Raw genomic sequence first — 20,345 nt, 5'->3', positions numbered from 1 at the left:
GGCTAGCCGCCGGGCTCCCCCAACCGGACGAGGTAAGTCCCGGGTGCGTGGCGGCGGTTCGCGCGCTCGACGTGGTCGGCGTAGCTGGCCCGGTCGATCGGGACCGGCTCCGAGCCGCACGTGCCGGTGGTGGCGACCACGGTCAGCGGGGCGGGCTCGACGACGCCGAGCGCGGCGTCCAGGCTCGTCGCGAGACCGGTCGCGAGGTCCGCGTCGTCGAGCAGCACCGCGCAGTTCAGGGCCCGCTGGCCAGCGGGCCGGCCGGGGCGGAAGCCGTCGCGCAGGTCGGCCAGCAGCGCCGCCCACAGCACTTCGCCCACCTCTCGGGCGGCGCTCCCGCCGAGCCGGGAGGTGCGGTTGAGCTCCGCGAGCACCTCGACCGGATCGCGGCCGAGCTCGCGGTCCTGGTGGCCGAACCACGCCCGGCCGTCGCCCCGGTTCCGCCGGGCGCGCCGCAGCGCGTCCACCCCGCCCGTCAGCAGCTCGGGCAGGTGCGGATCGGACAGCGCGGAGCCCGGCGCGGGTCCGGGTGCGGCGACGAGGTCGTCGGCGATCGCCGCGAGGAACTGCCGCGGATCGGTGATCTTCGGGTACTGGTCGAGCTGCTCCGCGACATGCGCGCGCGCCGAGCTCCGGTGCCGGGCCGGAACCGGCCCGAGCGCGAGCTGCGCGGTGAGGGAGCGGTGCAAGCGCAGGGACCCGTATCCGGGACAGGGCGCGGCGAGCTGGTACGCCAGCGCCGCGAGCGCCTGCGGCACCGGCCGGTCGCGGAACCGACCGCAGTCCAGCCGCGCGTGCGGCACCGTCCGAACCAGCTCGGTCGCGAGCGCGTCGAGCAGCGCCGTCTTCCCGACGCCGCGAGCCCCGCAGAAGACGAGCACGGCAACGGGCCCGTTCACCGGGAACCCGTCCCGCTCCGGGCGCAGCATGAATTCCCGGACCAAGCGCAATTCCCGGTCCCGATCGGACGAAACCGCTCCGTCGTCCCGCATGATGACATCCCCGCTCCGCGATGAGCGACCCCGCCGAGGCATCCCGCGCACCAGTCCGAGTCGAAGGAGAAACAGGAGAGTACGAATTCCCCGGCGCCCCGGTCAATGCCGACTCCCCCGGCGAATGCCGACACCGGGAAAAGATACCGCCGAAACGGCGCCACCGATCGGGCGACCACCCCGGCGAGCCCCGCCGGAGGAGAACCACGATACCGCCGCATTCGCGTGGGACATCTCCGGTGCAGCGCAGCGCGCACCGAGGCCCACGAGGATCAACGACGATCCCGGATCCCGCATAGATCCATCGGGCATATTCCAGCAAATCGCGCGCGGGTCGTTTCCTGATCAAATTCCTGCACCTGAGCGAAAACCGCACCCGGAGGCGGATCACTCGCGAAACTCCGGGCACCAGCCACCTCGAATGCGACGCACCCCGAGGCGCACCTCACCGATCGGGGGCGCGTCCCCGACTGCCGCGCCCCCGAATAGGCGATCGGATCGACCGCACCCCGGTGGTCTCCACCGGAGACGAGCACCGGCGCGCGCCCCTTCCTCCTCGGCGCACCCGACCGGAGGTCGCCCCCGCCCGGAGAAATCGATGCCCCGGCGGCAGCCCGTCGACGCCCCGCGCACCCGACCGCCGCCGACGCCGTCCCGGTGCAGGGCCCCGACCCGATCGGCGAAGCCGACGAGGAGCTGCTTCGACCGCATCTCCCGACGCCCGGACTGACGCCCCGACCGCGCCGCGCGAGTACGCCCCGGTTACTTGATGCCCGCGGCGTCCATGCCGCGCAGCTCCTTCTTCAGGTCGTGGATCTCGTCGCGCAGCCGGGCCGCCAGCTCGAACTGGAGCTCCCGCGCCGCGTTCATCATCTGGTCGTTGAGCTGCTGCACCAGGTCCGCGAGCTCCGCGCGCGGCATCGAACCGGTGTCCCGGCCCTCCAGCACCCCGGAGGAGGCCACGGCCTCCCCGCTGGGCTTCTTCCCGCGCGAGGCGTTGCGTCCCGACCCGCCGACCGACACGGACTCCTCGGTGTCCTCGGACTCCTCGTAGACCCGGTCCAGGATGTCGGCGATCTTCTTGCGCAACGGCTGCGGATCGATGCCGCGCTCGGTGTTGTAGGCGATCTGCTTGGCGCGACGCCGGTTGGTCTCGTCGATGGCGTGCTGCATCGAGTCGGTGATCTTGTCGGCGTACATGTGCACCTGGCCGGAGACGTTGCGCGCCGCGCGGCCGATCGTCTGCACCAGGCTGGTGCCGGAGCGCAGGAAGCCCTCCTTGTCGGCGTCGAGGATCGACACCAGGGAGACCTCCGGCAGGTCCAGGCCCTCCCGCAGCAGGTTGATGCCCACCAGCACGTCGAACTCCCCGAGCCGCAACTGCCGCAGCAGCTCCACCCGGCGCAGGGTGTCCACCTCGGAGTGCAGGTAGCGCACCCGCACCCCGAGCTCCAGGAAGTAATCGGTGAGGTCCTCGGCCATCTTCTTGGTCAGCGTGGTCACCAGCACCCGCTCGTCCCGCTCGGCGCGCTCGCGGATCTCGCCGACCAGGTCGTCGATCTGGCCCTCGGTCGGCTTGACCACGACCTCCGGGTCGATCAGCCCGGTCGGGCGGATCACCTGCTCGACGAACTCGCCGCCCGCCTGCCCCATCTCGTACGGGCCTGGCGTGGCCGACAGGTACACCGTCTGCCCGATCCGGTCGGCGAACTCCTCCCAGGTCAGCGGCCGGTTGTCCATCGCGCTGGGCAGCCGGAAGCCGTGCTCGACGAGGGTGCGCTTGCGGGACATGTCGCCCTCGTACATGCCGCCGACCTGCGGAACGGTCTGGTGCGATTCGTCGATCACGAGCAGGAAGTCGTCGGGGAAGTAGTCCAGCAGCGTCGCGGGCGCCGTCCCGGCCGCGCGATCGTCGATGTGCCGCGAGTAGTTCTCGATGCCGGAGCAGAAACCGACCTGGCGCATCATCTCGACGTCGTACTGGGTGCGCATCCGCAGCCGCTGGGCCTCCAGCAGCTTGTTCTGCGCTTCCAGCGCGCTCAGGCGCTCCTCCAGCTCCGCCTCGATGCCCCGGATGGCCTTCTCCATCCGCTCCGGGCCCGCGACGTAGTGGGTGGCGGGGAAGATCCGCACCTCCTCCACCTCGCGGACGATCTCACCGGTCAGCGGGTGCAGGTAGTGCAGCCGCTCGATCTCGTCGCCGAACAGCTCGACGCGCACCGCGAGCTCCTCGTAGGCGGGGATGACCTCGACGGTGTCCCCGCGTACCCGGAAGGTGCCGCGGGCGAAGGCGATGTCGTTGCGGGTGTACTGCACGTCCACCAGCGCGCGCAGCAGCAGGTCCCGATCGACCTCCCCGCCGACCTCCAGCCGGATCGAGCGGTCCAGGTACGACTGCGGCGTGCCCAGGCCGTAGATGCACGACACCGAGGACACCACCACGCAGTCCCGCCTGCTCAGCAGGTTCGAGGTCGCCGAGTGCCGCAGCCGCTCCACGTCCTCGTTGATCGAGGAGTCCTTCTCGATGTAGGTGTCGGTCTGTGGGACGTAGGCCTCCGGCTGGTAGTAGTCGTAGTAGCTGACGAAGTACTCGACCGCGTTGTCCGGGAAGAACTCCCGCATCTCGTTGGCCATCTGCGCGGCCAGCGTCTTGTTCGGCTCCAGCACCAGCGTCGGCCGCTGCAACCGCTCGATGAGCCACGCCGTCGTCGCCGACTTGCCGGTCCCGGTGGCGCCCAGCAGCACCACGTTGGCCTCGTTGTCCCGGATCCGCCGCTCCAGCTCCTCGATCGCCGCCGGCTGGTCCCCGGAGGGGTCGTAGTCGCTGACCATCCGGAACCGGTTGCCGGTGCGCGGGATGTCGCTGACCGGCCGGAAGGTGCTGTCGGCCGGGGTCGGGTACTCAGTCGCGAACGCCACGGTCCCCAGGGTACGAGCTCCCCCCGACAACCGGACGGCACCGGCGCCCGACCCCTGCCGCGCGGGGCCCGATCCGACCTACAGTGGCGCCGTGACCACGCAACGCGAGATCGCCGCGAGCCTCGGCCTGCCCGTGCACCCGCCCAAGTCGGAGATCTTCGACCTGGGCGCGGGCACCAACACCGATCCGAAGGGCGTCGTGCGGGAAGTCGCCGAATTCCGGCGGGAACCGTTCGGCCTCTACCTCCGGCGCGCCATGCCGGGTCATCCGAAGCTCAGCGCTCTCGAATCCTGGCTGCTCCCGGAACTCGATCTCCGGATCACCCGGTGGGAGTACCACCCGGGCCACACCTGCGACGGGGACCACTACGTCGACGTCGCCCGGGTCGAGCCGGGATCCGAGCGGTGGCGCACGACCGACCTCTACCTGGACGTGCTCGTCACCGAAGGCCGCGACGCGCGGCTGCTGGACGTCGACGAGTTCGTGCGGGCGGTGCGAGCGGAACTGCTCGACGAGGCCACCTCGGAACTGGCCATGCGGACCGCCTGCGGAGTCGTCGAGGGGCTGGCGCGGCACGATTACCGGATGGACGAGTGGCTGCGCTCGCGCGGCGTCGAGCTGTCCTGGAGCGCGCGATCGGAACGCGATCCCGCAATTCGATCTTCGGCAGTACCGCCGAATCGGTGATGATCCCGCCGGGACTCGAATCGATACCCCACCAGCGCGGGAAAGTTATGTTAAAGAACGGTATTGACGATCTCCGCGGCTCGACATCGGCGCTACTGTCTGAGGCCGTGGGCACCGTAGGCACTCCTCAGCTGGTGGACACCATCGACCTGCTCGCCGGACAGCGGTCGCACTCCGGCGCGGTCGTGCCGCTGGACCGCTGCCAGGTGGAGCGCTGGGGACTGTCCATCGAACGCGCCACCCCGGAGGACCCCGCGCACGACGGCGAGGTCACCTGGCTGATGCCGGAGCTCGGACTGCGGCTGACCCGGCGGCGCTCGCGCCGCCGGCACTCCCGGCGGGAACCGAGCAGGCTCACGGTGGTCCGCATCGAGCGCGGCGCCCGGTCCTGGGTCACCACCGACCTGCTGCTGGGTCTGCAGATCCCGGACCAGGGCGCGGCGCGGATCGTGCAGGCCGAGGAGTTCGCCACCGCGATCTCGGCCGGGATGATCCGGCTCAGCGAGGCCGACTACGCGCTGCGCACCGCGCACCGCACGCTCGAGGAGATCACCCAGCACCGCGACATCAACCAGTGGCTCGCCTACCGGGGCATCTTCGACCTCTGGTGAGCGCGAGCGGCCCCGCCCGCCCCGCTCACAGCTCCGGAGGCGTCCAGCCCGTGCGCTCCGCCCACGCCCGCGCGCGAGGCAGGGCCGCCGCGAACCAGGGCTCCTTGGCCTCGGCGTAGCGCGCGACGCCCTCGTCGGCGGCGAAGCGCCCGGAGAGCTCCCGCTTCACCGCGAGGTAATCGGCCCGCGCCTCCGGCTCCGCCCGCAGCCAGTCCCGCAGCAGCAGCGCCGTCCGCCAGCCGGGACCGCCCGGGACCCGCAGGTGCAGGTTCACCGGGCGTCCCGGATCCGCCGAGCTGTGGTAGCGCTTCACCCAGTGCCCGGGGTCCGGGTCAACCGGGTGCGGGTTGTCCCCCCGGCAGCCGCTGTCCGGCGGGAAACCCGCCTCGGCCAGCGCGTCCGCGATCCCGTCCGCCTCGGCCATCGACCGCACCGACAGCTGGAGGTCGATGACGTCCTTCGCGGGGAATCCGGGCACCGAGGTGGAGCCGATGTGGTCGATCCGCATGCCCGCCTCGCCCGCCGCGCGCAGCACCCGGGCCCCCAGCCGGCGCGCGGTGCGCGGCCATTCCGGATCCGGCTCGACCACCAGCGGTGGCCGCCGCGGCGCGGGCCGGAGCTCGCGCACGCCGCGCTCGAAGGGCACCAGCCGCTCGGACCACAGCCGGTCGACCTCGGCCAGCAGCTCCTCGACCGGGCCGGTGTTGTCCAGCCACACGTCCGCCGCCTCGCGACGCTGCTCGTCGGTGGCTTGGGCTCGGATCCGGGCGCGGGCGTCCGCGGCGTCCAGCCCGCGGCCCTCCAGTCGCCGCACCCGCTCGTGCTCCGGAGCGTCGACGATGAGCACGAGGTGGTAGTTCGCGGCGTACCCGTTCTCCACCAGCAGCGGGACGTCGTGCACCACGATCGCGTCCGCGGGGGCCTGCGCCATCCGCTCCAGGGTGAGTTCACCGATCCTGGGGTGGGTGATGGCGTTGAGGTCGGCGCGGGCCTGCTCGTCGCCGAAGACGAGCTGGGCCAGCGCTGGGCGGTCCAACGCGCCCTCGGGGGTGCGGATCCGGGGCCCGAACCGCTCGACCAGCTCGGCCAGGGCCGGGCTGCCCGGCTCGACGACCTCGCGGGCCAGGCGGTCCGCGTCGATCAGCACCGCCCCCAGCTCGACGAGCCGCGCCGCCACCGTCGACTTGCCCGATCCGATCCCGCCGCTGAGCCCCACGCGCAACATGCGGGCCATCCTGCCACCCACCGGACGCACGACGGCCCCGCACCTGCGAACAGGTGCGGGGCCGTGCGCACTATCCGTTCCCGGGCTCAGCCCGGGAGCGCGGGGCTCACGCTCCGCCGGAGAGCTTCTCCCGCAGCGCGGCGAGCTGCGCGTCGCTGGCCAGCGAGCCGGCGTCCTCCTGCTGCTCCGAGGAACCGGAGGAGGAGTAGTTGCCCCCGCCGCCCTGGCTCTCGGAACCGCCACCGGCGGCACCCGCGGCAGCGGCCTCGGCGTCGGCCTCGGCGGCCTTCGCGACCTGCTTCATGTGCTGCTCGTAGCGGGACAGCGCGTCGGCGTACTGGCGCTCCCACTCCTCGCGCTGGGTGTCGTAACCCTCCTGCCACTCCTGGGTCTCCGGGTCGAAGCCCTCGGGGTAGATGTAGTCGCCGTTGTTGTCGTACTCGGCGGCCATCCCGTACTGCGTGGGGTCGAACTCGGAGTCCGGGGTGAAGCCCTCGTTGGCCTGCTTCAGCGAGAGCGAGATCCGGCGGCGCTCCAGGTCGATGTCGATGACCTTGATCATCACGTCGTCGCCGACCTGGACGACCTGCTCCGGGATCTCCACGTGGCGCTCGGCCAGCTCGGAGATGTGCACCAGGCCCTCGATGCCCTCGTCCACGCGGACGAACGCGCCGAACGGAACCAGCTTGGTGACCTTGCCCGGCACGATCTGACCGATCGCGTGGGTGCGGGCGAACTGGCGCCACGGGTCTTCCTGCGTCGCCTTCAGCGACAGCGAGACGCGCTCGCGGTCCATCTCGACGTTGAGGACCTCGACCGTGACCTCCTGGCCGACCTCGACGACCTCGCTCGGGTGGTCGATGTGCTTCCAGGACAGCTCGGAGACGTGCACCAGACCGTCGACACCGCCGAGGTCCACGAACGCACCGAAGTTGACGATCGAGGAGACGACGCCCTTGCGGACCTGGCCGTTCTGCAGCTGGTTGAGGAACTCGCTGCGGACCTCGGACTGGGTCTGCTCCAGCCAGGCGCGGCGGGACAGGACCACGTTGTTGCGGTTCTTGTCCAGCTCGATGATCTTCGCTTCGAGCTCGCGGCCGACGTAGGGCTGCAGGTCGCGGACGCGTCGCATCTCGACCAGCGACGCGGGCAGGAAGCCCCGCAGGCCGATGTCGAGGATGAGGCCGCCCTTGACGACCTCGATGACGGTGCCCTTGACGGGCTCGTCCTTGTCCTTGAGCTCCTCGATCGTGCCCCAGGCGCGCTCGTACTGGGCGCGCTTCTTGGACAGGATCAGCCGGCCTTCCTTGTCCTCCTTCTGGAGGACGAGGGCCTCGACGAAGTCGCCGACGGTGACGACCTCGGCCGGGTCGACATCGTGCTTGATGGACAGCTCCCGGGACGGGATGACGCCCTCGGTCTTGTAACCGATGTCAAGCAGCACCTCGTCGCGATCGACCTTGACGATGGTGCCCTCAACGATGTCGCCGTCGTTGAAGTACTTGATGGTGAGGTCGACGGCGGCGAGGAAGTCCTCCTCCGTTCCGACGTCGTTGACCGCGACCTGCGGCTTGGTGGCGGTGGTCGGAACGGTGGTGGTGTCGGTGGACATCAGGTGGGTTGCTCCGGTACGGATAGGTTTGTCGGTTGCCTGCGGTTCTCCCCCGCCTCGACCGGCGCTGATCCGGCTGGCTGAAGCTCCAGCACGCATCCGCGCACGACCCGCTGGGGGTTGCGCCTCGGATCTTAGCTCCCGGGACCGACACCTCTGCGAGCGGAACCGGCGAAGCGGTTTCGTCCAGCGGTGTCCGACCCCGGTGCCGGCCCGGCGGTCTCCCGTCGGCGGCCCGTCGGCGCGGCCCTCCCGCATCTGATCGATCCGGCGGGGGCGCACCGCATGTCGAACGCTGGACTTCCCGTCGTCATTCCCGATCGAGGAGCGGCAACCGGTCGGGAAGCTCGGCTCCGGCAGCGGCGGTCGGCGAAACACCGACCGGCGGAACCGGTCCCGGGCGTCGTTCCCCAGCCAGCTTGCACGGACACGTGAAGACCCTCGGCGCGGGCGGTATCGTACGCGCTCGCGCGATCGCGGGGCAAACCACTTTCCGGCGCCACACCGAACCACAGGACGACTGATGCCGCACGACGACTCGGGAACCACCGAGATTTCACCCGACCGAGCGACCGAAGCACCCCGGGACAGCGGTTCCCAGCACGCCTCCGCCGAGCACGCCCTCGGCACCGCCGGTGTGAGCAAGCGCACCGCCGGGCCGGCCGAGTCGCGCCGCGCCAGCAGGCTCTGGTGGGACGCCGACGCCGACGACTACCAGGCCGAGCACGGCGAGTTCCTCGGCGTCAGCGACTTCGTCTGGTGCCCCGAGCGGGTCCGCGAGGCCGACGCCCGGCTGCTCGGCGAGGTCGCGGGCAGGAGGGTGCTGGAGGTCGGCGCCGGCTCGGCGTCCTGCTCGCGCTGGCTGGCCGCGCAGGGCGCGCACCCGGTGGCGCTGGACATCTCCGCCGGAATGCTGCGCCACGCCGCCCGCGGCGCGGCCGCCAGCGGGATCGAGGTGCCGCTGGTGCAGGCGAGCGCCGACGCCCTGCCGTTCGCGGCGGACAGCTTCGACCTGGCCTGCTCGGCCTTCGGCGGTGTGCCGTTCGTGGCCGACGCGGGCGCGGTCTTCCGCGAGGTCGCGCGGGTGCTGCGCCCGGGCGGGCGCTGGGTCTTCGCGGTGACTCACCCGATGCGGTGGATGTTCCCGGACGACCCGGGGCCCGCCGGGCTCACGGTGGCGCAGTCGTACTTCGACCGGACGCCGTACGTGGAGATCGACGAGGACGGACGGGCCACCTACGTCGAACACCACCGGACGCTGGGCGACCACGTCCGCGAGCTCACCGCCGCCGGGTTCCGGCTGGTCGACCTGATCGAGCCGGAGTGGCCGGAGGGCGCCGACCACACCTGGGGGCAGTGGAGCCGGCTGCGCGGCAGGCTGTTCCCCGGGACATCGATCTTCTGCTGCGTTCCGGAATGACTGCGGCGGTGCCCGTTCCCGCGAGATGATCCCGGCGACCGGCCGGCGGAGGAGTGGGGCGATCGTGGGCGACGCGCAGGACCTGGTGGACCGGCAGTGCGCGCGCTTCGCCGCGCTGGATCCGTGGTTGCCGGACCGCTACCTGCTGCCCAGCGGCGATCCGCTGCTGGCTCACCCGGAGGGCGGGGCGGCGGTGGCCGGGCTCGTCGCGCACGCCAGGAACCCACCGGGTTCGGCGCAGTCGCTGTGGCAGGCGAGCGACACCTACGAGCTGTTCCCGCTGCTCGGCGATCGGCCCCGGGAGGGCTTGGACGCGCTGCTGCGGGAGTGGCGGCGCTGGCTGGCCGAGCGCGATGCCCCGGACGAGGACTCCTCCTGCGTGCTGACCTGGCCGAGCCGGGACGCGGAGGCGACCAGGGCGCTGCTCGACCACGGATTCGTCCCGCTGTCCTGCCTGGCCATCCGCCCCACGGACCCCACCCCCGCGCCTAATACGAAACTATCTGGTACCGTAAAGGTGCGCCGCGCCGGTCCGGCCGACCTGGACGCCGTCGTCGAGCTCGCCCTCGCCGAGCACGCCTACGCCGCCCTGGTCGGCGCGTCGGTGCCCCGTCCGGGAACGGCCCAGCTCACCCGAGCGGCGGCCCGCCTCCGGCTCGCCACCAGCGACGTCCCCGAGGGGGATCCGGTGTGGCTGGCCGAGCAGGACGGAGCACCGGTCGCGCTCGCCGAATGCGGATGGATCGACCCCGACCGCCACGCCGGCGGCCACCGGCTCCGATCCGGGCGGTGGGCCTACGTGAACTGCGTGTCGGTGCACGAGCGGGCCCGCGGTGGCGGCGTGGGGCAGCGGCTGATGGCCGAGGCGCACGCGGAGTTCGCCCGCGCCGGAGTCGTCGGCAGCTACCTCTACTACAACCCGCCCAACCCGCTGTCGTCGGTGTTCTGGCCCCGCCAGGGCTACCGGCCGCTGTGGACCACGTGGGAGGTGCGCCCGGCAACGGCGCTGCGCTGACCCCCACGCCGAATCGAGAGGACGCGCGTGGAGATCCGCGCTGAGCAGGTCGAGGTCACCGGGGCGCACAGCACCTTGCTCCGGCCCACCTCGCTGGCGGTGAGCGGCGGCGAGCTGCTGGTCGTGGCGGGCGATCCCGGAACCGGGCACACGGCGCTCGCGCTCGCCCTGTCCGGCAGGCTCAAGCCGAGCCGAGGCCGGGTGCTGGTCGACGGCGCCGAGGACGCGCGAGCGCTGCGGCACCGGGTGTCGCTCGTCGACGCCCCCGAGATCACCGAACCCGAACCGAGCGTGCCGGTGGCCGCCGCGGTCGCCGAGGGCCTGAGCCTCGCGGGCCGCCGTTCCGGCCGGCGCGCGGTCCGCTCCTGGCTCGCCGCCCGCGACCTGGACGGGCACGCCGCCACCCGGGTGGAGAACCTGCCGGCTCCCGAACGGCTGCGGCTGCTGGTCGACCTGGCATGCGCGGACCGCCGGGTCGCCGCGCTGGTGCTCGACACCCCCGACCGCCACGGCGGCGACCCGCACGTCTGGTACGAGCTCGCGCGGCGCGAGAGCCGCCGGGAGCGCGCGGTGCTCGTGCTCTGCTCCCCGCACTCCGCCGACCGGCTCGACGTCCCCCGCGCCGAGCTCGGCGCGGACAACAGCACCGCAGGAGGTGCCCGATGACCACGTTCCGGCTCGCCCTCACCGAGCTGCGCAGGCTCACCTCAGGCAGGCTGCCGCGGCTCGCGCTGGTCGCCATCACCCTGGTGCCGCTGCTGTACGGCGCGATGTACCTGTACGCCAACTGGGATCCCTACAACCGGCTGGGCTCGGTGCCCGCCGCCGTGGTCGTGGACGACGCGGGCGCGACCCGCGAGGACGGCAGCAGGCTGGCGGCCGGGGACCAGGTCTACGACGAGCTGGTGAGTTCCGGCGCCTTCGACTGGGACCGCACCGGTGCCGCCGAGGCCGAGCGGGGCGTCGCCGACGGCCGCTACACCTTCGCGCTGGTCGTGCCGCGGGACTTCTCCGCCGCGCTGATGTCGCCGGGCGAGTTCGAACCGCGGCAGGCGCAGCTGCGGATGATCACCAACGACGCGAACAACTACCTCATCTCGACGATCGCCGACAAGGTGGCGGGCGAGGTCCGCGAGGCCGTGGCCGCCGACGCCGGCACGGAGGCCGCCGACCAGCTGCTGCTCGGCTTCGGCACCGTGCACGACAAGACGCTGGAGGCCGCCGACGGGGCCGGGCGGCTGGCCGACGGGGCCGGTCAGCTGCACGACGGCCTCGGCACCGCCGAGCAGGGCACCGCGCAGCTGTCCTCGGGGGCGCACCAGCTGCTCGACGGGCAGCGCCGGCTGCTGGACGGTTCGGGCACCTTGGCCGAGGGCGCCGGGCAGCTCAGCTCCGGTGCCGAGGAGCTGCACGGCGGGCTCGGGCAGTTGCGGGAGCGCACCGCACCGCTGCCCGAGCAGTCCGCGAAGCTGGCCGACGGGGCCGAGCAGGTCGCCCGGGGCAACGAGGAGCTCGCCGAGACCGCGGGCAAGCTCGGCGACGTCTCGCAGGGCTTCGTCGACGACCTGGATCGGACCAAGACCCGGATCGCCGAGCAGCTGCGCGCGGCCGGGGCGGACGAGGAGACGGTGCAGCGCGTGCTGAGCCGGCTCGACGAGCTGAACCAGCCGATCAACGACACCAACGACAAGGTGCAGGCGCAGCTCGGGCAGCTCGACGCGCTCGCGGACGGTGCCCGCCAGGTGGCCGACGGCAACCGGGCGCTCGCCGACTCCACCCCGGCGCTGACCGGCGCGATCGGGCAGCTGGACGACGGCGCGGGTGCCCTCGCGGACGGCGCGGGGCAGCTCGAATCCGGGGCCGGACAGCTGCACCAGGGCGAGCAGCAGGCCGTCACCGGCACCGAGCGGCTGACCGAGGGCGCCGACCAGCTCGCCGCCGGGTCGCGGCAGCTGGCAGCCGGGTCGGGAGAGCTCCTCGACGGTTCGCACACGCTGGCGGGCGAGCTCGGCGAGGGCGCCCGGGACATCCCGAACCTCGACGACGCCACCCGGGAGGACACCGCCCGCACCATCGGCGATCCGGTCGCCGTGGACACCCGGGCGCAGGCGAAGGCGGACACCTACGGCGCGGGGCTCGCCCCGTTCTTCATGGGCCTGGCGCTGTGGATCGGCGGGTTCGTGCTGTTCCTGCTGGTGCGGCCGCTCTCGCAGCGGGCGCTGGCCGCGGGGGTGGCACCGTGGAAGATCGCGCTCGGGGGCTGGCTGCCCGCGGCGGTCGTGGGCTTCGCGCAGGCGGTGCTGCTGCACCTCGTCGTCGTGCTCGGGGTGGGCGTCCAGCCCGCGCACCCGTGGCTGACGCTCGGTTTCCTGGTGCTGACCTCGTTCGCCTTCACCGCCGTGGTGCACGCGCTCAACGCGGCGTTCGGACCGCGCGGGAAGTTCATCGCGCTGGTCGTGCTGGTGCTGCAGCTGGTCACCGCGGGCGGCACCTTCCCGTGGCAGACCATTCCCGCGCCGCTGCACCCGCTGCACCAGGTGCTGCCGCTGAGCTACGTGGTCACCGCGCTGCGACACCTGCTCTACGGCGGGCCGGGCCTGGAGGCGGCGGGCACCTCGGCGCTGGTGCTGCTGGCGTACCTGGTCGCCGGGCTGCTGCTGAGCAGCATCGCCGCCTGGCGGCAGCGGGTGTGGACGCCCGGCAGGCTCAAGCCGGAGCTGGCGCTGTGATCGGCCGCTGACACCGCACGGGGCCGTCGAGCGCGCCGCTCGACGGCCCCGATCGCGTTCCGCGCCGGAGGGATCGCCTCCCCGCGGTCACTCCCCGTTGGTCGCGGGCAGCTCGTCGTCGTACCGGGCGACCTCGATCAGGTTGCCGTCGGGATCGCGCAGGTAGAGCGAGGTGATCGGGCCGGAGGTGCCGGTGCGTCCCACCGGGCCCTCCTCGATGCGGACCTCGTGGGCTCGCAAGTGCTCCTGCACCTCGCTGATGGGCTGCTCGGTGACGAAGCACAGGTTCGCCGAGCCCGGCACCGGATGCGTGGCGGTGGGCTCCACCAGCTCGCTCGCGGCGTGCAGCTTGATGGTCTGCAGCCCGAAGCTGACGGCCCGCCGGTCACCGGGGAAGGTGACCGTCCGCATCCCCAGGACGCGCTCGTAGAACTCAGCCGCCCGATCGACATCGGCCACGGTGAGCACCAAGTGGTCCACTCTGTCGATGTTGATCATGTTCCTCCTCCGGGGCCTCCGCCCCGGGTCCGCCGTGCGCACCGCGCGTCGGCTGTCGGCATCCGCTGTTTCCGCGAAGTAGGCAGGCTATCCCGGCTATCACCCGAAAGGTCCAACAGGGGCCCGTCCTGTTCACGTTCCGGTCATCTCACTGGCCGGGACGGACGCGCCGCCGCAGAATGATCATTTCGTGATCGAGCCGCAATCTCCGCAGCTCGGAGAGGGTGTCTCCGGAACGTGCCGGAACTGGCGGTGCGTGCCGTGCGCTCTAGTGTGCGGCCGAATCCCAGGAACGGCCCGCGCCGACCGAGACCTCCAGCGGGACGTCCAGCGGGTAGGCGGCGCCCATCTGCTCGCGCACGATCCGCTCCACCTCGGCGCGCTCGTCCCCGGCCAGCTCGATGATCAATTCGTCGTGCACCTGCAGCAGCATCCGGGAGCGCAGCCCGGCGGCTCGCAGCGCCTCGTGCACCCCGAGCATCGCGACCTTGATGATGTCGGCCGCGCTGCCCTGGATGGGGGCGTTGAGCGCCATCCGCTCGGCCATCTCCCGGCGCTGCCGGTTGTCGCTGAGCAGGTCCGGGAGGTAGCGGCGGCGACCGAGGATCGTCGAGGTGTAGCCGTCCTCCCGCGCCTTCGAGACCACCTCGTGCAGGTAGTCGCGCACCCGGCCGAAGCGGGCGAAGTAGGCGTCCATCTGCGCCTTCGCCTCCTCGGCCGAGATCCGCAGCTGCTGGGCCAGCCCGAACGCCGACAGCCCGTAGGCCAGGCCGTAGGACATCGCCTTGACCCGACGGCGCAGCTCCTGACCGACCTCGCCGATCGGCACGCCGAACGCCTGCGAGGCCACGAAGTTGTGCAGGTCCTCCCCGGAGCGGAACGCCTCGATGAGCCCCTCGTCCCCCGAGAGGTGCGCCATGATCCGCATCTCGATCTGGCTGTAGTCGGCCGTGAGCAGCTCCGAGTAGCCGGAGCCGACCACGAACACCTCGCGGATCCGCCGGCCTTCCTCGGTGCGGATCGGGATGTTCTGCAGGTTCGGGTCGGTCGAGGACAACCGGCCGGTGGCCGCGATGGTCTGGTTCAGCGTGGTGTGGATCCGCCCGTCGTCGGCGATGGCCTTCACCAGCCCCTCGACGGTGCTCCGGAGCCGGGTGGCGTCCCGGTGCTCCAGCAAGTGCTGCAGGAACGGGTGCTGGGTCTTCTCGTAGAGGCCCTGCAGCGCGTCGGCGTCCGTGGTGTACCCGGTCTTCGTGCGCTTGGTCTTGGGCATCCCGAGCTCGTCGAACAGCACCACCTGCAGCTGCTTCGGCGAGCCGAGGTTGATCTCCTTGCCGATCACCGCGTAGGCCTCCTGCGCGGCGTTCTTGACCCGGTCGGAGAAGTGCGCGCCGAGCTCGTCGAGCAGGTCGGCGTCGACGGCGATGCCCGCGGCCTCCAGCTCGTCGATCACCGCGAGCAGCGGCAGCTCCAGCTCGGTGAGCAGGCGGCGGCTGTCGATGCGGTCCAGCTCGGTGTCCAGCGCGGCGGCCAGCTCGCCGACCGCGCGGGCCCGGACCAGCTCCGCGTTCGCCGCGTCGGCCTTGTCCTGCTCCTCGTCCGCCAGCAGGGACAGCTGCCCGTCGCCGCCGTCCTCCTCGGCGCGCAGCTCCCGCTGCAGGTAGCGCACCACCAGGTCGGGCAGGTCGAAGGAGCGCTGGCCCGGCCGCACCAGGTAGGCGGCGAGCGCGGTGTCGCTGGTGAGCCCGCCGAGCGTCCAGCCCCGGCCGCGCAGCGCGTGCAGCGGCCCCTTCACGTCGTGCGCGGCCTTGGGCAGCGCCGGATCCGCCAGCCACTCCCCCAGCGCCTTCTCGTCGTCCGGGTTCAGCTCGGTGACCTCGACGAACGCTCCGGCGCCGTCGGCGTCGACCAGCGCGATCGCGCTCAGGTCACCCGCCCCGGTGGTCCAGCTCCCGCTGAAGGCGAGCCCGACCCGGCGCCCGTCGCGGGCGTGCTCGTCGAGCCACCCGGCGAGCTCACCGGTGCCGAGGGCGCCGCCGGTGACCTCGAAGCCCTCCTCCACCTCCGGCTCGGCCGAGGACAAGGTCGCGAACAGGCGCTCGCGCAGCACCCGGAACTCCAGGTCGTCGAACAACCGGTGCACCGCGTCCCGGTCCCACTGCGCCAGCACCAGGTCGTCCGGGGTGGTGTCGAGCGGGACCTCGTGCTCCAGCTGGGTGAGCTCGCGGTTGAGCTGCACCGAGGCCAGGTTGGCCCGCAGCGCCTCGCCCGCCTTGCCCTTGACCTCGTCCGCGCGGTCGATCAGCCCGGCCAGCGAGCCGAACTGCTGGATCCACTTGGTGACCGTCTTCTCCCCCACGCCCGGGATCTTCGGCAGGTTGTCCGAGGGGTCCCCGCGCAGCGCCGCGAAGTCCGGGTACTGCTCGGGCGAGAGGCCGTACTTGTCCTCGACCGCCTGCGGGGTGAAGCGGGTGAGCTCCGAGACGCCCTTCGTCGGGTAGAGCACGGTCACCCGGTCGGTCACCAGCTGCAGCGCGTCGCGGTCGCCGGTGCAGATGGCGACCGAGAAGCCCTCCGCGGTGGCCTGCGTGGTCAGCGTGGCGATGACGTCGTCGGCCTCGAAGCCGTCCCTGCTCAGCACCGGGACCGACAGCGCGGCGAGCACGTCCTGGATCAGGCTCACCTGACCCTTGAACTCGTCGGGCGTGGCGCCGCGGTTGGCCTTGTACTCGCTGAACCGCTCGCTGCGGAAGGTCTTGCGGGAGACGTCGAAGGCGACCGCGAAGTGGGTGGGCCGCTCGTCGCGGAGCAGGTTGATCAGCATCGAGGTGAAGCCGTAGACCGCGTTGGTGTGCTGCCCCGTGCCCGTCTGGAAGTTCTCCTTGGGCAGGGCGTAGAACGCTCGGTAGGCCATGGAATGGCCGTCGATCAGCAGCAGACGTCGGTCTTCGGAAGCCATCACGTCGCGGGAGTCTAGGCTGACCCACCGACGAGGCGTGCGGCGAGGCACGAGGAGGGGTGGACCGTGACGGCGACCGAGAACGAGCAGCCCGCGAGCGGTGCGATGGCCAAGGTCCTCAACCCGGACCCGGACCAGTTGCAGCACCGGATGGGCATCGAATACGTCGAATGGTCACCGGAACGTGTGGTCGCGACGATGCCGGTCGAGGGCAACAAGCAGCCCTACGGCCTGCTGCACGGGGGTGCCAACGCGGTGCTGGCGGAGTCGGTCGGCTCGATCGCCTCGGCGCTGCACGCGGGCGAGGGCCGGATCGCGGTGGGGCTGGAGCTGTCCTGCACCCACCACCGCTCCGCCACGGAGGGGATCGTCACCGGCACCGCGGTCCCGCTGCACCGGGGCCGGAGCACCGCGACCTACGAGATCGTGATCCACGACGCGCAGGGCAGGCGCACCTGCACGGCGCGCCTGACCTGCGTCATCCGCGATCAGCCGACGGGCTGATCACTCCAGGTTCTCCAGGACCGCCTGGGCCACGGCCTTCATCGTGGTCCGGCGGTCCATCGCGGTCCGCTGCAACCAGCGGAACGACTCGGGCTCGGACAGGTTGTGCTTGCTCATCAGCAGACCCTTGGCGCGCTCGATGGTCTTGCGCGCTTCGAGCCGCTCGCTGAGGTCGGCGACCTCGGCCTCCAGCGCCTGCACCTCGGTGAACCGGGAGACCGCGAGTTCCACCGCGGGCACCAGGTCGCGCTTGGCGAACGGCTTGACCAGGTAGGCCATCGCCCCCGCGTCCCGCGCGCGCTCCACCAGGTCCCGCTGGCTGAACGCGGTGAGGATCACGACGGGCGCGATGCGCTCACCGGCGATGTTCGAAGCGGCCTCGATGCCGTCCATCTTCGGCATCTTGATGTCCAGGATCACCAGGTCGGGCCGCAGCTCCTCGGCCAGCCGCACGGCCTCCTGCCCGTCCCCGGCCTCACCGACGACCTGGTATCCCTCTTCCTTGAGCATCTCAACCAGGTCGAGCCTGATCAGCGCCTCGTCCTCCGCCACGAGCACGCGGCGTTCGACGGGCTTGGCCTCGCTTGGGTCCTCGGCAGCCGGCGTGGTCACCGGGTCCTCCTGGGGTAGTGCTGACACGGTCCGGCGCGAAGCGCACCGGGGAAATTCAGCTTACCGGCCGCCCCCGCCCGCTGAGATGACCAGGGAGGGTGACCATCCCGACACCGGTGACCACCACGTGACGCGCGTGCTACCAGCACGATTCCGGCGCACCACCGGGGGCCCGGCGGCCGGGGCGCGCTCTGGTCCCGGGCCCCGCCCGGCGCGGGCGGCGGCGAGCCCGGGGCCGGTGGCGCGCGGGAGGTCACCGGCAGCCCTCACGCCCCGGCATCGCGGGAGACGTGGACGAAGTCGCCGATCGGTCGCCGCGGCGTCGGCGGACCGAGGTTCGCGGTGCTGGCGGGCCAGCCGAGGCGCAACGCGAGCTGCGGGTGGGCCTCGCCACCGAGGATCCGATCCCGCACGTACGAGCGGGCGCCGCCGACCTCGGCGATCTGGCTCAGCGGGCACGCGGCCAGGCCCTCGCCCGCCGCGGCGAGCAGCACGGAGCTGAGCGCCTCACCCGCGGCCAGCCAGCTCTCGAAGCTGTCCCCGCCGGTGGAGAGGACGGCCAGCGTCGCCCCGTCGTCGAGGTCCGGGACGACCAGCTCGCCCGCCGCGGCGAAGTCGCGTGCCGGCATCCCCGGCGTGCGCCGTCGCGGGAGCGCGCCGGCGGGGATGCCGTCGCCGCGGGACGAACGCCGCCCGGTCCAGGCCGCGAGCTCCTCCCGGTACCGGGAGGAGCGCCGCTGCTCGTCGCCGGCTTCGTCGATCGCGAGCATCAGGTCCCGCCGCCTGGCGGCGTCGAGCACCGGCACCAGTTCGGCCTCCCGGTCCTCGGCGGCCGAGACGAGTCGCTCCACCACGGCCCGAGGAACCGGGGCGGACGAGAACGGCCTGCGGTCCGTGCGGCGCCGGGGAACGGCGGCGGCCAGCCCGCCCGCCCCGGGATCGCGCGGCCCGGAACCCGCGAACTCGATCGTGGCCAGGTGGGTCAGCATCGCGGGGTTCGGCAGCCGGTGCACGAGGATCGTCCAGCCGTCGGCGCGGAAGACGACGCACGCGTGGTGCAGCACCGCGCCGCAGCTCACGATCGCCTCGCGCCCGGTGGGATCGAGCGCGCCCAGGGTGCGTTCGAGGTCCAGCAGGAGGTGAGCGGAGCGCGGGTGGAGGCGCCACCTCCACGGCTGGCTGTTGTGCACCGATGGGGCCCGGCCGGCCAGTGCCAGCGCCTCGCACATCTCCTCCGCAGTCGGCGCCCGCCGCCCCGCCATCAGCGCTCCCGCCCGGTCCGTCCAGCGCCGCGATCGCCCGCGGCGCACCACTGGGGAAGTCTCCCCCCGGCGCGAGCGGGGCGGGACGGGCGAAAGGCCCGGTGGAAACCGGGGCAGGCCCAGGCGCGGTGACGCGCTTCGGCGCGCTGGTGGGGACGCTCGGCCCTACTCGCACCTCGCGCGCTCGCACCACGATGTCGTCGCGGAGGCACCGCACTCAGCGGCGAGGGAGGAACCAATGCGCCGGGACAAGCACGAACGGCACCACGGGGTGCGTTCCGAATCCGACGAGGCCGCGCCCACCCCCGCGCCCGCCGGCGCGGACCGCAGGGAACGCCTGGACGACGACACGGAGGCCGTGCTCGACGAGATCGACGACATCCTGGAGGAGAACGCGGAAACGTTCATCCGCTCCTACATCCAGAAGGGCGGCCAGTGACCGCGGCGGTGACGCGACGCCGCCAGCACGATCCAGCACCGGGGAGGGAGCATGGCGCGACCGGAAGGCGCGGTGGTGGTGGGTGTCGACGGTTCGGAGCCCTCGGCGCGGGCGGCGGCGTGGGCGGCGGAAGAAGCCCGGCGGCGGCGCGCCCGGCTGCACCTGGTGCTCGTCACCGGCGATCCGGCTCGATCCGAGCAGGGCGGGGAGATCGTGCACCGCCTCGCCGAGCGGTGCCGGGCGGGGGCGGACGACGTCGAGGTGGGTGAGGAAGTCCTCGTCGGGCACCCGGTCCAGTCGCTGCTCCGCCGCGAGGAGACCGCCGCGCTGCTGGTGCTGGGATCGCACGGGATGGGTGGTTTCGCCGAGGCGATGCTGGGATCGGTCAGCTCCGAGGTGGCCAAGCTCGCGGTGGGAACCGTGGTCGTGGTGCGCGGGCGCGAGTACGTCGGCGGGCCCGTGGTCGTCGGCGTCGACGACGCGGCCGAGGAAGCCGTGCTGCGCTTCGCGTTCGACGCCGCCGCCGCGCGGGGCGCCGAGCTGGTCGCCGTGCGGGCCCGGCACGCGCGAGGAGGGCTCGCTCCGGAGCACGGCGTGCTCGCCCGGGCCGAGCTCTCCGTCGCCGCGAACCTGGTGGTGTGGCGGGACAGGTATCCCGCCGTGGAGGTGAGCGCTCACGCGGTGCGCGGTCACCCGGTGCCGGCTCTCGTGGACGCGGCGAGCGGAGCGGCGCTGCTGGTGGTGGGCCATCGCGGCAGCGGTGGGTTCGGCGGCCTGCTGGCGGGTTCGGTGGCCGTCGGGGTGCTGCACCACGCGAGGTGCCCGGTGGCCGTGGTGCGGTGAAGGCGGCGCCCGCGGCG

17 protein-coding genes are annotated in these 20,345 nt (G+C 72.5%); 9 read left to right on the top strand and 8 right to left on the bottom strand.

The window, feature by feature from the left end; translation table 11 throughout:
- Nucleotides 1-2: 2 nt before the first annotated feature.
- Together ACL03H_RS12800 and uvrB are read right to left on the bottom strand one after the other, a co-directional pair.
- Nucleotides 3-944: a hypothetical protein gene (locus ACL03H_RS12800; protein WP_412811411.1), complete on the bottom strand. Its 942-nt coding sequence runs from the start codon at nucleotides 942-944 to the stop codon at nucleotides 3-5.
- Nucleotides 945-1,754: 810 nt separating this feature from the next.
- Nucleotides 1,755-3,911: an excinuclease ABC subunit UvrB gene (gene uvrB / locus ACL03H_RS12795; protein WP_412811410.1), complete on the bottom strand. Its 2,157-nt coding sequence runs from the start codon at nucleotides 3,909-3,911 to the stop codon at nucleotides 1,755-1,757.
- A gap of 91 nt (nucleotides 3,912-4,002) precedes the next feature.
- Between uvrB and ACL03H_RS12790 the strand changes: the two genes are divergently transcribed.
- Together ACL03H_RS12790 and ACL03H_RS12785 are read left to right on the top strand one after the other, a co-directional pair.
- The gene (locus ACL03H_RS12790) at nucleotides 4,003-4,599 is read left to right on the top strand and encodes a ribonuclease FAU-1 family protein (protein ID WP_412811409.1); all 597 of its coding nucleotides are present in this window, start codon (nucleotides 4,003-4,005) and stop codon (nucleotides 4,597-4,599) included.
- Nucleotides 4,600-4,706: 107 nt separating this feature from the next.
- Entirely contained in the window at nucleotides 4,707-5,210 is a 504-nt protein-coding gene (locus ACL03H_RS12785; protein WP_412811408.1) for a hypothetical protein, read from the top strand.
- Nucleotides 5,211-5,235: 25 nt separating this feature from the next.
- Here ACL03H_RS12785 and coaE read toward each other — a convergent pair whose 3' ends face one another.
- Both coaE and rpsA read right to left on the bottom strand, forming a co-directional pair.
- Nucleotides 5,236-6,435 (bottom strand): dephospho-CoA kinase, encoded by a 1,200-nt coding sequence (gene coaE / locus ACL03H_RS12780; RefSeq protein ID WP_412811501.1) that lies wholly within the window; start codon nucleotides 6,433-6,435, stop codon nucleotides 5,236-5,238.
- Between the two features lie 106 nt (nucleotides 6,436-6,541).
- The gene (gene rpsA / locus ACL03H_RS12775; RefSeq protein ID WP_412811407.1) at nucleotides 6,542-8,047 is read right to left on the bottom strand and encodes a 30S ribosomal protein S1; all 1,506 of its coding nucleotides are present in this window, start codon (nucleotides 8,045-8,047) and stop codon (nucleotides 6,542-6,544) included.
- A gap of 523 nt (nucleotides 8,048-8,570) precedes the next feature.
- Between rpsA and ACL03H_RS12770 the strand changes: the two genes are divergently transcribed.
- From ACL03H_RS12770 to ACL03H_RS12755, 4 genes are all read left to right on the top strand, one after another.
- Nucleotides 8,571-9,467 (top strand): class I SAM-dependent methyltransferase, encoded by an 897-nt coding sequence (locus ACL03H_RS12770; protein WP_412811406.1) that lies wholly within the window; start codon nucleotides 8,571-8,573, stop codon nucleotides 9,465-9,467.
- Nucleotides 9,468-9,531: 64 nt separating this feature from the next.
- Nucleotides 9,532-10,482, top strand: a complete 951-nt coding sequence (locus ACL03H_RS12765) for a GNAT family N-acetyltransferase (RefSeq protein WP_412811405.1) — start codon at nucleotides 9,532-9,534, stop codon at nucleotides 10,480-10,482.
- A 27-nt stretch (nucleotides 10,483-10,509) separates the two neighbouring features.
- A complete protein-coding gene (locus ACL03H_RS12760; protein WP_412811404.1) occupies nucleotides 10,510-11,148 on the top strand; it encodes an ATP-binding cassette domain-containing protein in 639 nt (212 codons plus the stop codon).
- The gene (locus ACL03H_RS12755; protein ID WP_412811403.1) at nucleotides 11,145-13,211 is read left to right on the top strand and encodes a YhgE/Pip family protein; all 2,067 of its coding nucleotides are present in this window, start codon (nucleotides 11,145-11,147) and stop codon (nucleotides 13,209-13,211) included. The genes ACL03H_RS12760 and ACL03H_RS12755 overlap by 4 nt, the downstream gene beginning before the upstream one ends.
- Nucleotides 13,212-13,298: 87 nt before the next feature.
- Here ACL03H_RS12755 and ACL03H_RS12750 read toward each other — a convergent pair whose 3' ends face one another.
- Both ACL03H_RS12750 and polA read right to left on the bottom strand, forming a co-directional pair.
- Nucleotides 13,299-13,709 carry a VOC family protein gene (locus tag ACL03H_RS12750; protein ID WP_412811402.1) on the bottom strand — a complete coding sequence of 137 codons (411 nt, stop codon included), beginning with the start codon at nucleotides 13,707-13,709 and terminating at the stop codon, nucleotides 13,299-13,301.
- Nucleotides 13,710-13,977: 268 nt separating this feature from the next.
- A complete protein-coding gene (gene polA, locus ACL03H_RS12745) occupies nucleotides 13,978-16,668 on the bottom strand; it encodes a DNA polymerase I (RefSeq protein WP_412811401.1) in 2,691 nt (896 codons plus the stop codon).
- A gap of 105 nt (nucleotides 16,669-16,773) precedes the next feature.
- Between polA and ACL03H_RS12740 the strand changes: the two genes are divergently transcribed.
- A complete protein-coding gene (locus ACL03H_RS12740; protein ID WP_412811500.1) occupies nucleotides 16,774-17,172 on the top strand; it encodes a PaaI family thioesterase in 399 nt (132 codons plus the stop codon).
- Here ACL03H_RS12740 and ACL03H_RS12735 read toward each other — a convergent pair whose 3' ends face one another.
- The gene (locus ACL03H_RS12735; protein WP_224962936.1) at nucleotides 17,173-17,784 is read right to left on the bottom strand and encodes an ANTAR domain-containing response regulator; all 612 of its coding nucleotides are present in this window, start codon (nucleotides 17,782-17,784) and stop codon (nucleotides 17,173-17,175) included. It lies immediately after the preceding gene.
- 266 nt (nucleotides 17,785-18,050) lie between these two features.
- The gene (locus ACL03H_RS12730; RefSeq protein ID WP_412811400.1) at nucleotides 18,051-19,046 is read right to left on the bottom strand and encodes an Acg family FMN-binding oxidoreductase; all 996 of its coding nucleotides are present in this window, start codon (nucleotides 19,044-19,046) and stop codon (nucleotides 18,051-18,053) included.
- 238 nt (nucleotides 19,047-19,284) lie between these two features.
- On the opposite strand from ACL03H_RS12730, the gene ACL03H_RS12725 reads away from it, so the two are divergent.
- Nucleotides 19,285-19,485, top strand: coding sequence for a ubiquitin-like protein Pup (locus ACL03H_RS12725; RefSeq protein WP_412811399.1), 201 nt, complete (start codon nucleotides 19,285-19,287; stop codon nucleotides 19,483-19,485).
- A 51-nt stretch (nucleotides 19,486-19,536) separates the two neighbouring features.
- On the top strand, nucleotides 19,537-20,328 hold the full coding sequence (locus tag ACL03H_RS12720; protein WP_412811398.1) for a universal stress protein: 792 nt from the start codon (nucleotides 19,537-19,539) through the stop codon (nucleotides 20,326-20,328).
- Nucleotides 20,329-20,345 lie beyond the last annotated feature (17 nt).

Source organism: Saccharopolyspora antibiotica (assembly GCF_047200635.1).
Lineage (GTDB): Bacteria > Actinomycetota > Actinomycetes > Mycobacteriales > Pseudonocardiaceae > Saccharopolyspora_C.
The sequence above is the reverse complement of the archived record's forward strand: the minus strand, read 5'-3'. Positions and strand labels throughout refer to the sequence as shown.

What these genes read in the sequence shown, in the direction of transcription:
- ACL03H_RS12750 (WP_412811402.1), bottom strand. Translation starts at nt 13,709, where the DNA reads ATGATCAACATCGACAGAGTGGACCACTTGGTGCTCACCGTGGCCGAT.
- ACL03H_RS12725 (WP_412811399.1), top strand. Translation starts at nt 19,285, where the DNA reads ATGCGCCGGGACAAGCACGAACGGCACCACGGGGTGCGTTCCGAATCC.
- ACL03H_RS12720 (WP_412811398.1), top strand. Translation starts at nt 19,537, where the DNA reads ATGGCGCGACCGGAAGGCGCGGTGGTGGTGGGTGTCGACGGTTCGGAG.
- coaE (WP_412811501.1), bottom strand. Translation starts at nt 6,435, where the DNA reads ATGTTGCGCGTGGGGCTCAGCGGCGGGATCGGATCGGGCAAGTCGACG.
- ACL03H_RS12755 (WP_412811403.1), top strand. Translation starts at nt 11,145, where the DNA reads ATGACCACGTTCCGGCTCGCCCTCACCGAGCTGCGCAGGCTCACCTCA.
- ACL03H_RS12770 (WP_412811406.1), top strand. Translation starts at nt 8,571, where the DNA reads ATGCCGCACGACGACTCGGGAACCACCGAGATTTCACCCGACCGAGCG.
- polA (WP_412811401.1), bottom strand. Translation starts at nt 16,668, where the DNA reads ATGGCTTCCGAAGACCGACGTCTGCTGCTGATCGACGGCCATTCCATG.
- ACL03H_RS12730 (WP_412811400.1), bottom strand. Translation starts at nt 19,046, where the DNA reads ATGGCGGGGCGGCGGGCGCCGACTGCGGAGGAGATGTGCGAGGCGCTG.
- rpsA (WP_412811407.1), bottom strand. Translation starts at nt 8,047, where the DNA reads ATGTCCACCGACACCACCACCGTTCCGACCACCGCCACCAAGCCGCAG.
- ACL03H_RS12740 (WP_412811500.1), top strand. Translation starts at nt 16,774, where the DNA reads ATGGCCAAGGTCCTCAACCCGGACCCGGACCAGTTGCAGCACCGGATG.